This window comes from Alteriqipengyuania lutimaris (assembly GCF_003363135.1).
In the GTDB taxonomy this organism is placed as follows: Bacteria; Pseudomonadota; Alphaproteobacteria; order Sphingomonadales; family Sphingomonadaceae; genus Alteriqipengyuania; species Alteriqipengyuania lutimaris.
Genome location: NZ_QRBB01000001.1, coordinates 1,959,607 through 1,973,349 on the forward strand (window position 1 = coordinate 1,959,607; position 13,743 = coordinate 1,973,349).

Consider the following 13,743-nt stretch of genomic DNA (forward strand, 5'->3'; position numbering starts at 1 on the left):
CGATGGATAGCCCCACCTTCGGTTTCAGTTCCTATCACGTATTGCTCGCCGGATGCGGCCTGGCGATTATCGTCGCCTACTGGCTGCCGCGCTTCTTCCACGGACGCGAACCGGCGGCGTCGGGCCTGCTGATTATCGGCGGCTTGGCGGTCTTCGGCCTCCTGCCAGGCGTGCCCCAGGCGCTCAACCCGATCGACAGTCCGAAGGTCTGGGAACTGGCGAGCGAGTTCGCGGTCATCATCGCGCTGTTCGGCACCGGCATCCGGATCGACCGGATCAAAGGCAAGGGCCTGTGGAGCCCGACCGTGCGGATGCTCGCCATCGCGATGCCGCTCTGCATCATCGCCGTGCTGTTCCTCGGGATGTTCGTGGGCCTCACTATTGCTGCTGCTGTGCTGCTCGCCGCGGTGCTCGCGCCGACCGACCCCGTGCTCGCCGCCGACGTGCAGGTCGGCCCCCCGACCGAGGGCGGCGAGCATCCGGTGCGGTTCGCGCTGACGACCGAGGCAGGCCTGAACGACGGCCTCGCGTTCCCCTTCGTCTATCTCGCAATCTTCATCGTCGCGGCGAGCGGCGGCATGTCGGGCTGGATCGGCGAGTGGGCCGGCTTCTACGTCGTCTACAAGATCCTGGTCGGCTGCCTTGCGGGGGCGGCGGCCGGCTGGCTGCTGGGCAAGGTCCTGTTCGCGCTGCCCCGCCGCAATCCGCTGGCCGATGCGGGCACCGGCGTGATCGCGCTGGCGGGCGTGCTGGTCACCTACGGCCTCACCGAACTGATCGAGGGCTATGGCTTCATCGCCGCCTTCGTCATGGGCATCGTGCTGCGCCGCAAGGAGGAGGAGCACGCCTACCACGCGCGGCTGCACAGTTTCTCCAGCGCGCTGGAGCACTCCGTCACCGCCATTCTGCTGGTGCTGCTGGGCGGGGCTATCCCAGCGCTGATGGGCTATCTCGACTGGCGCCACGCGGTGCTGGGGGTCGCGCTGATCTTCATCTTCCGCCCGCTGAGCGGAATGCTGGCGCTGTGGGGCACGCCGATGTCGATCCGGCAGCGCGGAGTGGTCGCCTTCTACGGCGTGCGCGGGATCGGCTCGATCTACTACCTCGCCTATGCGGGCGGACAGCTCGAACTCGTCGACGAAGGCGCGCTGTGGGCGACCGTCACCTTCACGATCCTGCTATCGACCATCGTGCACGGCTTCAGCGCGGGCAGTGTGGTCTGGGCCGCGACCCATGAAGGCGAGGATCCGGAAAAGCGCACCAGCGAAGGATGAGTTGGTCGGGGAGACAGGATTCGAACCTGCGACATCTTGCTCCCAAAGCAAGCGCGCTACCGGACTGCGCCACTCCCCGAGCCGACTGAAACGATGGCGATCCCGGCTTACAGGCCGGGGCAGGCCGCGTTGGTCGGACGCCATCGGCCTGACCCAAGCCTCGTGTTGCTGCATTACGCAACGAAATTGCGCCTAAGGCTGGGCCCGGTGAAGGTCAAGTACGGCGTTCCGAAGTTCGCCTTCGAGTGCCTTGTGGACCGGGATCCCGAGAGACGAATCACCCACCAAATCTTGACGCCGAATCGCGCAGAAATTGCCACACGTCCAAACCTTTAAGCACAGCTCGCCAGGAGAAGAGCGTTTTGCCTATTCGCGACAACCGTGCGCGATATGCAAAAAGTCAGGAAACTGACCCTGACTCTGAACGAATTTTGCCCGTTTCCAAGGCGGGCACGTTGCGAAACCGATGTGCCGCAAGTGTAAAATCGTTGTCGCGGAATGTGAAAACCCTCGACCAGATTTAACCGATCATGCCCAACAACATGGTTAACAACCGTATTACGGGGCTCGAAACTAATGCAGATGCCGCATCGACAAGCATTCCGTCTCTCAAGGCAGCCACACGACTCGATTGGCGCGTCCGCCATTCCGACAACCGGCGAGATCGCGCAACGTTTCGGTCGATCCGCGACTATGCCGGTGGATTATTATAGCGGCGATGCTCCGGTTCGCAGGGCCAGCGCCATGGCTGCATTTCACCGCAGTGCGGATATTCCCCCGATACCTTCGCTCGCTTCTGCCCATCACGCGCGGGAAGAGGATCTGCCGCGCACCAGATCATGGGAAGACTGGGCGACACTTGCGCTCGAAAAGCGGGCGGCCAAGCGCAAGACGTCGCGCGAAGCCAAAAGTGCGCGCGACACTGGTCGGTTCAACAGCCTGCTCGCGAGTGAAACCGCGCTGTCGAGAAATGCGAGCGCTTACGACTGGAGCCGCTTCGAAAGCGAGATCGTCGGCGATCAGGCAGCCGCAGGCAACACGAAGGCCGCAAAGAAGCGCAGAAGCGATCGCGGATGGTTCGCCCGCACGCTGGTCGCCTGCCTCATGGGTATCGTCCATCTGATCGGCATTTCGACCATCTTTTCGGTCTTCCTGTTCATCTGCCTTGCCGCCACCGCTCCGCTTTCACGCTCGCTCCAGCCGATCGTGACGCCGCAGATGACGCTGCTGGCGGCCGACGGGACCCCGATCGCGCAGAGCGGATCGGACTATGCCGAACCCGTGATGGTCCACGACCTGCCGCCGCATGTGATCGACGCGGTCCTCGCGATCGAGGATCGCCGGTTCTACGATCACTTCGGAATGGACCCGAAGGGGGTGGCGCGCGCGGCGTGGAGAAACATGTCGAGCGGCTCGACCGAGGGTGGCAGCACGATCACCCAGCAGCTTGCCAAGTTCACCTATCTGACGCCCGAACGATCGCTGGCGCGCAAGGCGCACGAACTGCTGATCGCCTTCTGGCTGGAAACCTGGCTGACGAAGGACGAGATTCTCGAACGTTATCTGTCCAACGCCTATTTCGGCGACAACAACTACGGGCTGCGCTCGGCCAGCCGCAACTATTTCGGCAAGCAGCCCGAAGAGCTAAGCCTGTCGGAATCCGCCATGCTGGCGGGATTGCTCAAGGCGCCCTCGGCACTCGCGCCGACGCAGCATTGGGACAAGAGCGTCGCACGCATGAACGTGGTTCTTGAGGCGATGGTCCAGGCGGGCTATATCGATGCCGATACCGTTGCCTCGGTGGCACCGCCCAGGCTCGCCGCGACTTCCGGGACCCGGCTTCCGTCTGGTACGCATTTCACGGACTGGGCGCTGGCCGACTACGACAAGAGCGCGCTCGCCCAGCCGCGCGTCACGCTGGTCACGACGCTCGATTCGCGCTTGCAGGCCACGGCCGAAAACCTGATCGCCGGTGCCGACCTCGGCGAGGCCGAAGCCGCGCTGGTGGCCATGCGTCGCAATGGCGAGGTGGTCGCGATGGTCGGCGGGCGCGACTATTCGCGCAGCCGGTTCAATCGCGTCACCATGGCGGAACGCCAGATCGGCTCCACGTTCAAGACCTTCGTCTATCTCGCGGCGCTCGAAAACGGGGTGAAGCCGGACGATCCGATCAGCAATCGCCCGATCAAGACCGGCGACTATCGCCCGCAGAACCACGACGACAGCTATTCGGATTTCCTGACGGTCGAGAAAGCCTTCGCCCAGTCGAGCAACGTGGCCTCGGTGCGGCTCTATCGTGCGGTCGGGGGCGCGAAGGTGCAACAGGTGGCGCACAAGCTAGGTCTGAAGGCGGACTATGATCCGGAACTTCCCAGCGTGGCGCTGGGCACGCCGTCGGTATCGCTGATGGATCTGACCGCTGCCTATGCAGGCATCGCGGCCAACCGCTATCCCGTCGAGCCGACCGGCTTTCGGCGCTCGCCGCCCGATCTGTGGGATCGCATCGTCGAACCGCGCAAGGCTTTCTCGAAGAAAACCCACCGGGACATACAGCGTCTGCTCGCGACATCGATCGAACAGGGGACCGGACGCGGCGCAAAACTCCCGCTGAAGGCCTATGGCAAGACCGGGACGACGCAGGGGAGCCGCGACTCGCTTTTCGTGGGCTATGCCAGCGATCTGGTCGTCGGTGTGTGGGTTGGCCACGATGACAATCGTCCCAATCCCGGATTCAGCGGCGGCGGCGTGCCAGCGCGCATCTGGAAGGATTTCATGATGGAGGCGCACCACCTGTCCGGCGACAGGTCTACCCGTCCGGCAGCCAGAGTTGCGGCATCTGCCGTGGCGGCGCGGATTCCGGACGGGCGCCAGATGGCGACGAGATCCCTCGCGCAGGCAGCGGAGAGGCCGCAGATCGGCAGGTAGGCGAAGCGGCGCAGGAGTCGCGGGCTGCGATCGCCCGCGCTTCGCGTCAGAACATTTGCAGTTGCATCGCGCGCTTGAATTTCTCGCCCTTGCGCAGCGAAACCGGGGTCTGCTGGAATTCGGACAGGAACCAGCGCGTGAAAGAGCTCTGGTTGGAATAGCCGAGGAGCGACGCGATCTGGCCGATCGGGTGGCGTGACGAGGTCAGATACCGGATCGCCAGCTCCTTGCGCACATCGACCAGGATATCGCCGAAGGTGGTGCCTTCTTCGCGCAGAACCCGCTGCATCTGGCGCGATTGCATGCCGATTGCCCTTGCGATCCCGTTGGTCGTGACGTCCGCATTTGCATTCGAAAGGTGCATGTGGATCGCTGCGCGCACTTTCTCTGCGGTCGAGATCGCGGAAATCTCGGGCGCCACCGTGGTCATTAGCTGCTCTGCGTAACGCGCGAGCATGGGGACCGCTGATGGGTTGGGTACGTCGAGATATTTCGCGTCCATGGTAATGCCGTCGAACTCGGCATCGAACACGACCTCGCAGTCGAACAGCCGCCGGTGGAGGCTTCTGTCCTCGGGCGCTGAGTGGAGAAAATAGATCGTTTCGGCCTGCCAGCTTCCGCGCATGATCTCCTTGAACATGCGATAGATGGCGAACACCATGCTCTCGTAGGCAGAGCGGACATCGGTGCCGATGCGGCCTCCCACGCGCAAGGTTGCTACCTGACCGTCCTTCTCGAAGCCGATCTGATGCATGCCGGAGGCGTGATTCTGGTGGGTGCGGAGCGCGTCGATGATCCCGCGCGGATTTTCCTGATGGACCAGCAGCAGGCTGAGCGGGCCAATGTCGGCAAGGCTCCAGTCTTCGAATAGCTTCAGGCCGAGATTGTCGCAGCCCGATTGCACCTCGGTCTCGCGCAGGAGGCGCAAGATCGATTCGCTCGACACCCAGGCGTCGGGCTTGCCGAGCAGGTCCGGCGAGATCTGCGCTTCCCTGAGGATCGCATAGGGGTCCAGATCGAGCGACTCGGCGACCGGGATGAACGCCCGGAACGGGAAGAGCCGACTTAACGTGGTGTCGGCATCGCCCGCTGCTTCGCTGAAGGAATGGTGGTAGTGCAAAACCAGTTCTTGCCTGTGATGTGTGGAGGTTTTCCCGGTTTTTAGGGATTCGCCTATGAACCAGCGCTTGCATGGAGTTAGCGCGACCATTCAGTCACGGTCGACCCAGGGATTATCCGCATTTGACATCGTGGGAGATGGTGGGCCCGGCAGGATTCGAACCCGCGACCTAGCCGTTATGAGCGGCCAGCTCTAACCGCTGAGCTACAGGCCCTTCGCGAGGCGTACCTTCGCAAGCCGTGCCGCTACCCGCGATCGGCCGGTTGCGCAAGGAGTCAGGCGGGGTCGGCTGCTGCCCAGATCTTCTCAATCGTGGTTGGGGTGACCTTTCGGTTCGCCATGTGGGCATAGACCCCGCGCAGCCAGTCGTAGAACCGGTCCATATCCCGATCGTCACGTACATAAGGCGTGTTGCCGGGTGCCAGCGAAGGGCTGTGGAAGGACAGCACGAGCAGCGGAAGTCCGGCATCGAGCGCGGTATCGACCGCCTTGATCGCGTCGGGCAGGGGGGTGCCTTCGGGCGTCAGAGCGATCCGTTCGAGAAGCCCGGTGCGCGCCGCGATCCCTGCCGCGTGCCGCACTTTCTCCAGCTTCGGGAACAGCGCCGTGCCCTTGCGGGCGAGCAGGCCGCGATAGATCGTCGTCAGCGGAAGCTCGAGCAGCGGTTTCTCGCCCGCAACCCAATAGGGATGGGTGGGAAACGCCGCGTAGTTCGGCCCATCACCGGGTGAATAATCATACAGCGCGCGCACCGAACTGTCGATCACGACCCCGCAATCGTGCAGCACCGCCTTGGTCGCCGGACCCAGGCCGTATCTGCCCGCGCGGTACATCATCGGCGCGCTGCCGAATGCCTCTTCGATCGCATCGCGCAGCGCCATGAACTTCGCCCGCTCCAGCTCGGGCGGCAGGTTTCCGGCATAGGAATTGCGGTTGCTGACATCCTCGTCGAACGGCGGGTTGACCCAGGGATGAAGCTGTGCGCCTACCTCGGCCGCGCCGCGCCGTACCGCATCGCCGATAATCTCCTTCGCCCTGTCCGACTGCACGATGGGCCAGTCGACCAGATAGACAGGCGATGCGCCCAGATCTTCGCAGAAGGACTGGAACTGCGGCAGACGGTCGAGATGGGTGAGATCGTGCTGGTCGCGGGTGAAAGGCCCGTTCCAGTCGAATCCCTCTTCGGTATCGACGGTCAGCAGCGAAGCAGGGGCGAAGCCGGGCGCAAACTGCGCGGCCTGCTCCGCCTTCGGCAATCTCAACATTCGCATGGCCCCCGCTCGCTCGGAGCAGCCCCCGCCGGCACCTCTTTTGCACGTTCTGCGCGTTAATGGGCGTGTTCGGGCACTCCGTCGCCTTGGGTAAACGCGGGTTCGCTGGCGGTCAAAGCGGGCAGCGTAAGTATCAACCGTCGGTTTTCGCGACGCAGGCTGCCACCGATCGCGCGTGCCTCGGCCCGCGCCAGCCGGAGCGCGAAACCGGGGCCGAACGGACCGGCGCTGATCGCGACTGACAGAGGTTTGCCACGTGCGGCAAAGATGTCCTCGCTGCCGTTGAGCGAGGCGGGCAGATCGGCGACGAACTGCGCGTTACTGCCTTCATGGTCGAGTGTGAGGGCGAGCTTCTCGCTCGGCGCGGCGGCCGAGCCGAGCGTTGCGAGGATTCTCCAGCTGAGCAGTTCGGCCTCGGCCCGCGACAGATCGACCCGGCAGGTGCCGCCCAGCGTCGCCACGAAGCCCGCATTGCGGGGCTGCAGCAGCGGGACGAGCTGGCCGAGGTGCTGGCGGAAGATCGCAGCAAGGTCCGCATCGCCGCCCTTGGGTCGCAGCTGCCCGCTTTCGAGGCGGCTCAGACGCTCCAGATCGTCGAATCCGGCGAGCATCCGGGCGCTATCGCCGGCAATGCCGGCGGCGAGCGCGCGATAATCGTGCGGTACGGGGCCGACGACCTGCTGCTGGATGACCTCGGCAAAGCCCTGGATCGCGTTCACCGGAGTGCGCAATTCGTGCAGCAGCTGGCGCAACCGGTCACTCTGGTTGCCAGGCTCTTCGGCTTCGAGCGCCCGGCGCATGCCGCCGGCAAAGCCGAGGAAGCGGCCGTCGGGGCTGGAGAAGCGCGGCTGCGCGTCGAGTACCCATTCGCCGGCAATGGCAGGCCCACCCTCGAGCACGACCGGCACACCGCGCAGCGGCTGCTGCCTTTCGATCGCCCCGGCATATTCCTCGGGCAGGACCGATGGCAGCGAAAGGTACACCACGCGGGCGGCGGCAAAGCTGTCCGCCCAGTCGATGACCCCCGCCGTGTCGGTGGAGAAGCCGAAGCCGGTCAATTCCTGCGGGCCGGTGCTCGAATCGCTGAAAGGCAGGGTGGGGGCGGCGGCATCGCTCGCCTCCTCCCGCTGTGGCATATGTTGCCGGGCCTCGCGGGCTCTTTGAAAGGCATCGATCCGTTCGCGCAAGGCGGCGATTTCGCCTTGGGGCTCGGCACCGGATCCACCGCTGGCATCGCGTGCCGACTTTCCTGCGGGCTTGTCCGTGTCGGCAGTCCGAGCTGCGGCGGCGACCGCAGCGGCTGCATCAACTCGGGGGTATTCGGTTGCGTATGGCGGCACGGGCTCGGGCTCGGAAGCCTCGCTTGGATCCACTTCGGTGAATTCGCCGTCGACGATATCCTTGTCGTCCTCGCGAGCTTCCTGGGGCGGGGGATCGCTTTGCGGAGCCTTTTCCACCAGCGGTTCGGGATGGGGCGGCAGCGGCAGCGCGCGGTCGAGCACGCCCAGCCGCTCCAGCAGCGCATCGACCTTGTCCGGCAAGTCGCGGCGCAGGCGCAGGAAGCCACGCGCCCTCACCGGCAGTTCGGGGATGAGGCGCAGCCAGTCGGCTTCGGTCAGGCGAGCCGTCGAGAGCGTGGCCGATGCAATATCGGGCTCGGCCTCCGCGAATTGCGCAACCAGAACCGGATCGTGCAGCCGTCGGCCCTGTTCGCGGATAATCTCCGCCCGCTCGCGCACCGAAATCACGTCGGCAAGCGATTCGAGCCGCAGACGCGCAGCCGCGACCAGGCTGGGATCGCGCCCCTCGTGCGGGCGACCCAGCAGGTCGAGCAGCTGGCGATATTGCGTGCGCGCACCGCCGCTCGCACTCGCCTTGTGGCGCAAAACCGTGGCAAGGCGGTCGTCGAACTGCATGGGGGAAGAGGAGACGGCTCCAGCGTAAGAGAGATGATCGGCCGCCGGACCTAATCGGCGCGACGTGAATGGTTCATAACCCTTTAACACGGCGCGGGAATGCCAGTCAGTCCTCACGTTGCAAAGCGGGACATTCGCTGCCATGAACAATAATGTTAGCCGCTGAGATTATTAACAAAGGTGATCCTTTCACGAATCACCAGTGCGGCGACAGGGACGAGAAGCGCGAGGAGGGATGGCCCGAATGGCCAATCTAGACGAAATTGACCGGCAACTGCTGCAGGAATTGCAGACCGAAGGGCGGGTAACCAATGTGGAGCTGGCGCGCCGGGTCGGGCTGACCGCGCCGCCGTGCCTTCGCCGCGTGCGTGCGCTGGAAGACATGGGGGTGATCCGCGGCTACCATGCCGACCTGGAGCCATCCAAGCTCGGCTTCGCGATCGTGGTTTTCGCGATGGTGAGCCTAAAAAGCCAGGCCGAGGAATCGCTCCGCGAGTTCGAGGCTGCGATGCAGGACCTGCCCGAGGTGCGCGAGGTCCACATGCTCAATGGCGAGATCGACTTCATCCTCAAGATCGTCAGCCGCGACCTCCAGAGCTTCCAGGAATTCCTGACCAGCAAGCTGACGCCTGCACCCAATGTGGCGTCGGTCAAGACGTCGCTGACGATCCGGACCAGCAAGCATACTCCCGGCGTGCCGCTCAAATGACGGATGCCGTCCGCCTGGCCCAGCCGATCACCGGTAGATGTTTGTGCGGTTCGGTCTCGATCACGGTGACCGGAATGGAGCGGCATGTCGACGTGTGTCACTGCGACATGTGCGCGCGTTGGGGCGGGGCATTTTACGCTGGGGTCGAAGGCGAAGGTGTGGAGATTTCCGGCGAGGATGCGATCACTGTCTACCGCTCCAGCGAGTGGGCTGAGCGCGCCTTCTGCAGTCGCTGCGGCAGCAACCTGTGGTATTGCTTCACGCCCACTGGAAACCGGACGTTCCTTGCCGGGCTCTTCGAATTGCCCGAAGGTTTCGCGATCAAGCACCAGATATTCGTGGACGAAAAACCCGACTGGTACGATCTCGCCCAGCACAGCGAGATGAAGACCGGCGCGCAGGTGATCGCTGAAGCGAAGGCGGCGGGTTTCACTTTCGATTGACGGCGGATGGGGCAATCGAGCCGGGAAAGCGCGGCGACGCTTTCGCCCCGGTGCGCTTTCGTACCGGATGCGTGGCCGTGGCAGTCGCGCTGATGCTGGGTTCCGCAGCGTTTATGGGCTTCGCGGCTTTCGACGAGGCTCTTCTGCTCGATATCGCGAATTCGTCTTCGCGCGGGGCAGGTGCTTTCCTTATACTTTTGCCGTTCAACATTGGTGGCGTGAACGTCGCCGCGGTGGCGCTGGTATTCTACCTCGGCTGGGTGGCCTGGAACTTTTTCAGACGTTTGCTCGATCCCGTAGCCGTGCGAATCGACGGCGACGTCATCCGTTTCCATCCGACTCTTCGCAAGAAAACCGTCCCGATCGCCGATGTTGCCGGCATCGACTGGAACCACGCTGGCCTCAAGTCGGAGTTCGTCGTTACGAAAACCGATGGGACCTCTGTGAAAGTCAAAAACGTCGACGAGTGGGAGGCGGAACGGGCGGTCGAAGCCTGGGCTGCGACTTACTCCGCGCGTTCGGCCAGCCAGGCCTCGAGCCACTTGATCGAGTAGTCGCCATTGAGGATGTCGGGCTCCTGCAGCAGGGCCTGGTGCAGCGGCGTGTTGGTCTTCACGCCCTCGACCACCATTTCCTCCAGCGCGCGCTTGAGGCGCATGATGCACCGCTCGCGCGTCCGGCCGTAGACGATCAGCTTGGCGATCATCGAATCGTAGTAGGGCGGGATCGAATAGCCCGCGTAGAGCCCGCTATCGACGCGCACGTGCATGCCGCCCGCCGCGTGGTAGGCGGAAACCTTGCCGGGGCTGGGCGCGAAGGTGAACGGGTCTTCGGCGTTGATCCGGCATTCGATGGCGTGGCCTTCGAAGCGGATCTCGTCCTGCGTCACCGACAGGGGCTTGCCCTCGGCCACACGGATCTGTTCGCGCACGAGGTCGACGCCGGTGATCGCCTCGGTCACCGGATGTTCGACCTGCAGGCGGGTGTTCATCTCGATGAAGAAGAACTGGCCGTTTTCCCACAGGAACTCGATCGTGCCCGCGCCGCGATAGGCCATGTCGCGCATCGCCTGCGCGCAGATTTCGCCCATCCGGTTGCGCTCTTCGGTCGACAGGACCGGCGAGGGCGCTTCCTCGAGCACCTTCTGGTGGCGCCGCTGGAGCGAACAGTCGCGCTCGCCCAGATGGATCGCGTTGCCCTTGCCGTCGCCGAACACCTGGAATTCGATGTGGCGCGGATTGCCGAGATATTTCTCGAGATAGACGGTGTCGTCGCCGAAGGCGGACTTCGCCTCGGACTTGGCCTGGCTCATCAGCCCTTCGAGCAGGTCCTCGCTGGGGACGACCTTCATGCCGCGCCCGCCGCCGCCGCTCGCCGCCTTGACAAGCACGGGGTAGCCGATTTCGGCGGCGATTGTCTTCGCTTCCTCGACCGATCCGACCGCGCCGGGGCTGCCCGGGACCAGCGGCAGGCCAAGCTCGCCCGCGGTGGTCTTGGCCGTCACCTTGTCGCCCATCGTCCGGATATGTTCGGGCTTGGGTCCGATCCACGCGATGTCGTGCGCTTCGACGATTTCCGCGAACTTCGCGTTCTCGGACAGGAAGCCGTAGCCCGGGTGGATCGCGTCGGCGTGGCTCACCTCGGCCGCCGAGATGATATTGGCGACGTTGAGGTAGCTATCGGTCGCGGACGGCGGCCCGATACAGACCGCGTGATCGGCCAGCCGCACGTGCATCGCGTCGGCATCCGCAGTGGAATGCACCGCGACCGTTTCGATCCCCATTTCCTTGGCGGCACGATGGATGCGCAGGGCGATTTCGCCACGGTTGGCGATCAGTATGCGGGTAATGGCCATGCTGTCTCGCCTCAGTCGATGACGACCAGCGGCTGGTCGAATTCGACCGGCTGGGCATTGTCGACGAGAATCTGGCGCACGGTGCCGGCGCGCGGCGCGGTGATCGGGTTCATGACCTTCATCGCCTCGACGATCAGCAGTGTCTGGCCTTCGGTAACCTTGTCGCCGACCGAAATGAAGTCGCTCGCCCCCGGTTCGGGCGCGAGATAGACGGTGCCGACCATGGGCGAGGGCACGGCATTGGCGAGGTCCGGGCCGCTGTCGGCTGCCGGCTGCGGCGCGCTTTCGGCCTGCGGCTGCGGTGCCGCAGGCGCGGCCTGCGGAGCGGGCCCGGCATACTGCGCGACCTGGAGTTCGCGGGCGACGCGCAGCTTGCGCTCCCCATCCTCGACCTCGATTTCCGAAAGGCCGGTTTCGGACAGAAGCTCGGCAAGCTCGCGGACGAGCTCGATATCGACATTCATCTTGGATTTGCGACCGGAATTGCGGCTGTGCTCTGCCATGAAGGACCCTGATCCACCTGTTTGGGAAGCGCCGCGTATGCTCCGGCTGCGCGAGGCTTGCAAGTTCTAGAGCACTGGGGCGGCGTCTTTTAGAGCCTCGCGGCGGCCTCGATCGCTTCGCAATAGGAGGCGAGACCCTTGCCCTTGAAGCACTGCCGCGCGGCCTGGCCGATATAGGACAGGTGGCGGAAATCCTCGCGCGTCTGCGGGTCCGACAGGTGGACTTCGATCACCGGCGGGGTGATCGCCTTGGCCGCATCGAGCAGCGCGACCGAGGTGTGGGTATAGGCCGCGGCGTTGATGATGACCGCCTTGGCGCCTGCCGCGTGAGCCTCGTGCAGCCATTCGACCAGCACGCCTTCGTGGTTGGTCTGGCGGAAGTCGACCGCGAGCCCGTGTTCGCGCGCCTTCTCGACACACGCTGCCTCGATCTCGGCCAGCGTGGTGGTGCCGTAGATTTCCGGCTCGCGCGTGCCGAGCAGGTTGAGGTTGGGGCCGTTGAGGATGAAGAGGGTGGGGGTCATGGCGTTGTCTTAGCGAGGGCTGCGAGCGGGTGAAAGCTAATGTCCGCTGACGACTCCATTGCGGACGGACAGGATTCTCTCCTAATTGGTGATATGAGCGGCGCTCCCGAGAAGTCGACAGAACGTCGCCTCAGGCAGGCAATCATTGGCTGTTCAGTCACGCTACTACCACTGCTTCTCGTGGCAGGATTACACCTCTCGTTCCTGCCAAAAATCTTGGTCGCCACTTATGGGCTTGACCGAGAGCAAGCACGCTGGGCCGTGTCAGAATTTTGGCACGAGTATGCCGCAAGCCATGCTTTTCCATTGTCTTTGGTCATCCTTCATTGGGTTCTTTCGGCAGCGATGGGGAGGGGGGATTTACTCAAGGTTCGAAGTGCGAATCTGACGTTGGCGCTTTCGATAATTTCTTTTGCGTTTGCAGTGCTACTCGCGTCGGTCGCTCCTCCGCCATTCAACGAAGTCTGTGCAATCTTGGGCATTTCACAAACGGACTGGCCATTCGGCTTCGATACGCAGTCGTCTTGCGAGAGGTATAGTTTGTTGGCCGCGGGCAGTTTGGCAGTTGTGTTGCCACCCGTACTGATCGCGGTAAGCGCTGTTCTCCGAATTTTAATCTCGCGCCGCCGATGGCGCATTGAAAATCCGCTAACCACCCCATTTTAAGACTTAGAGGCTACCGCTCCACGCCCTTGACCTTCCCCCACTGGCGCGCGGCGGTGTAGCCGAGGTAGCCCGTGCCGAAGAGCGCGTACAATTCCTCGGGCAGACCGCGCAGGTAGGCCGTCACGCCGTTGCCGATATCGACCGCGATCCGCGCATCGAAGGCCGACAGGATGCCCATCGGCAAGGCGAACAGGATCATCGCGTACATCACATAGAGGAAGGAAGGTCGCGCGCGACTGGTCCACGGGTCGGGCGACTGCGCCTCGGCGATGATCGCGGCCATGCGCGTCTCGATCGCCTTCAGCTCCTGCGATCCTTCCAGCGCGAGCAGTTCGAGCTTGGCTTTCGCTCGCGCTTCCTTGTCCGGAATGATCTTGTCGATGATCGAGGCGACGGGGCCGATCAGGCTTTCAAGGATGGGCATGGGGGAGGACTCCGTATCTGTTGGAGCCGCATCACGTAACCACACAGGCGCGAGTAGGAAAATGGTTTGCGCGCTCACAGCGCGTGGCTAGGCCGCCACCAACGCACTCAGGC

13 protein-coding genes and 2 tRNA genes are annotated in these 13,743 nt (G+C 63.9%); 6 read left to right on the forward strand and 9 right to left on the reverse strand.

Annotated features, from left to right (window positions below; genetic code table 11):
* The first annotated feature begins 2 nt into the window (after positions 1–2).
* Positions 3–1,274: a cation:proton antiporter gene (locus DL238_RS09395; protein ID WP_115492019.1), complete on the forward strand. Its 1,272-nt coding sequence runs from the start codon at positions 3–5 to the stop codon at positions 1,272–1,274.
* A gap of 2 nt (positions 1,275–1,276) precedes the next feature.
* On the opposite strand, the gene DL238_RS09400 is transcribed toward DL238_RS09395, so the two are convergent.
* Positions 1,277–1,353: transfer RNA gene (locus DL238_RS09400), tRNA-Pro, on the reverse strand.
* Between the two features lie 665 nt (positions 1,354–2,018).
* Between DL238_RS09400 and DL238_RS09410 the strand changes: the two genes are divergently transcribed.
* Positions 2,019–4,199 (forward strand): transglycosylase domain-containing protein, encoded by a 2,181-nt coding sequence (locus DL238_RS09410; RefSeq protein WP_234031026.1) that lies wholly within the window; start codon positions 2,019–2,021, stop codon positions 4,197–4,199.
* A 46-nt stretch (positions 4,200–4,245) separates the two neighbouring features.
* On the opposite strand, the gene DL238_RS09415 is transcribed toward DL238_RS09410, so the two are convergent.
* The 4 genes from DL238_RS09415 to DL238_RS09430 form a co-directional block, all read right to left on the reverse strand.
* Positions 4,246–5,319 (reverse strand): AraC family transcriptional regulator, encoded by a 1,074-nt coding sequence (locus tag DL238_RS09415; protein ID WP_181883882.1) that lies wholly within the window; start codon positions 5,317–5,319, stop codon positions 4,246–4,248.
* Positions 5,320–5,457: 138 nt separating this feature from the next.
* Positions 5,458–5,533, reverse strand: a tRNA-Ile gene (locus tag DL238_RS09420).
* 61 nt (positions 5,534–5,594) lie between these two features.
* Positions 5,595–6,584 carry a polysaccharide deacetylase family protein gene (locus DL238_RS09425; RefSeq protein ID WP_115492022.1) on the reverse strand — a complete coding sequence of 330 codons (990 nt, stop codon included), beginning with the start codon at positions 6,582–6,584 and terminating at the stop codon, positions 5,595–5,597.
* A gap of 62 nt (positions 6,585–6,646) precedes the next feature.
* Positions 6,647–8,506, reverse strand: coding sequence for a sensor histidine kinase (locus DL238_RS09430; protein ID WP_115492023.1), 1,860 nt, complete (start codon positions 8,504–8,506; stop codon positions 6,647–6,649).
* A gap of 244 nt (positions 8,507–8,750) precedes the next feature.
* Here DL238_RS09430 and DL238_RS09435 point away from each other — a divergent pair, with 244 nt between their 5' ends.
* The 3 genes from DL238_RS09435 (at position 8,751) to DL238_RS09445 (ending at position 10,212) form a co-directional block, all read left to right on the forward strand.
* Positions 8,751–9,215 (forward strand): Lrp/AsnC family transcriptional regulator, encoded by a 465-nt coding sequence (locus tag DL238_RS09435; RefSeq protein ID WP_115492024.1) that lies wholly within the window; start codon positions 8,751–8,753, stop codon positions 9,213–9,215.
* The gene (locus DL238_RS09440; RefSeq protein ID WP_115492025.1) at positions 9,212–9,658 is read left to right on the forward strand and encodes a GFA family protein; all 447 of its coding nucleotides are present in this window, start codon (positions 9,212–9,214) and stop codon (positions 9,656–9,658) included. The genes DL238_RS09435 and DL238_RS09440 overlap by 4 nt, the downstream gene beginning before the upstream one ends.
* Positions 9,659–9,735: 77 nt before the next feature.
* Positions 9,736–10,212: a hypothetical protein gene (locus DL238_RS09445; protein ID WP_147291005.1), complete on the forward strand. Its 477-nt coding sequence runs from the start codon at positions 9,736–9,738 to the stop codon at positions 10,210–10,212.
* Here DL238_RS09445 and accC read toward each other — a convergent pair.
* The 3 genes from accC to DL238_RS09460 all read right to left on the reverse strand — a co-directional run bounded on the left by accC (position 10,164) and on the right by DL238_RS09460 (position 12,540).
* Entirely contained in the window at positions 10,164–11,513 is a 1,350-nt protein-coding gene (accC, locus tag DL238_RS09450; protein WP_115492027.1) for an acetyl-CoA carboxylase biotin carboxylase subunit, read from the reverse strand. The two genes, DL238_RS09445 and accC, sit on opposite strands and share 49 nt — an antisense overlap.
* An 11-nt stretch (positions 11,514–11,524) precedes the next feature.
* On the reverse strand, positions 11,525–12,016 hold the full coding sequence (accB, locus tag DL238_RS09455) for an acetyl-CoA carboxylase biotin carboxyl carrier protein (protein ID WP_115492028.1): 492 nt from the start codon (positions 12,014–12,016) through the stop codon (positions 11,525–11,527).
* Between the two features lie 89 nt (positions 12,017–12,105).
* On the reverse strand, positions 12,106–12,540 hold the full coding sequence (locus DL238_RS09460) for a type II 3-dehydroquinate dehydratase (RefSeq protein WP_115492029.1): 435 nt from the start codon (positions 12,538–12,540) through the stop codon (positions 12,106–12,108).
* Between the two features lie 93 nt (positions 12,541–12,633).
* On the opposite strand from DL238_RS09460, the gene DL238_RS15930 reads away from it, so the two are divergent.
* Positions 12,634–13,206: a hypothetical protein gene (locus DL238_RS15930; RefSeq protein WP_147291006.1), complete on the forward strand. Its 573-nt coding sequence runs from the start codon at positions 12,634–12,636 to the stop codon at positions 13,204–13,206.
* A 10-nt stretch (positions 13,207–13,216) separates the two neighbouring features.
* On the opposite strand, the gene DL238_RS09465 is transcribed toward DL238_RS15930, so the two are convergent.
* Complete coding sequence (locus tag DL238_RS09465; protein ID WP_115492030.1) at positions 13,217–13,630, reverse strand: holin family protein; 414 nt, start codon at positions 13,628–13,630, stop codon at positions 13,217–13,219.
* Between the last annotated feature and the right edge of the window lie 113 nt (positions 13,631–13,743).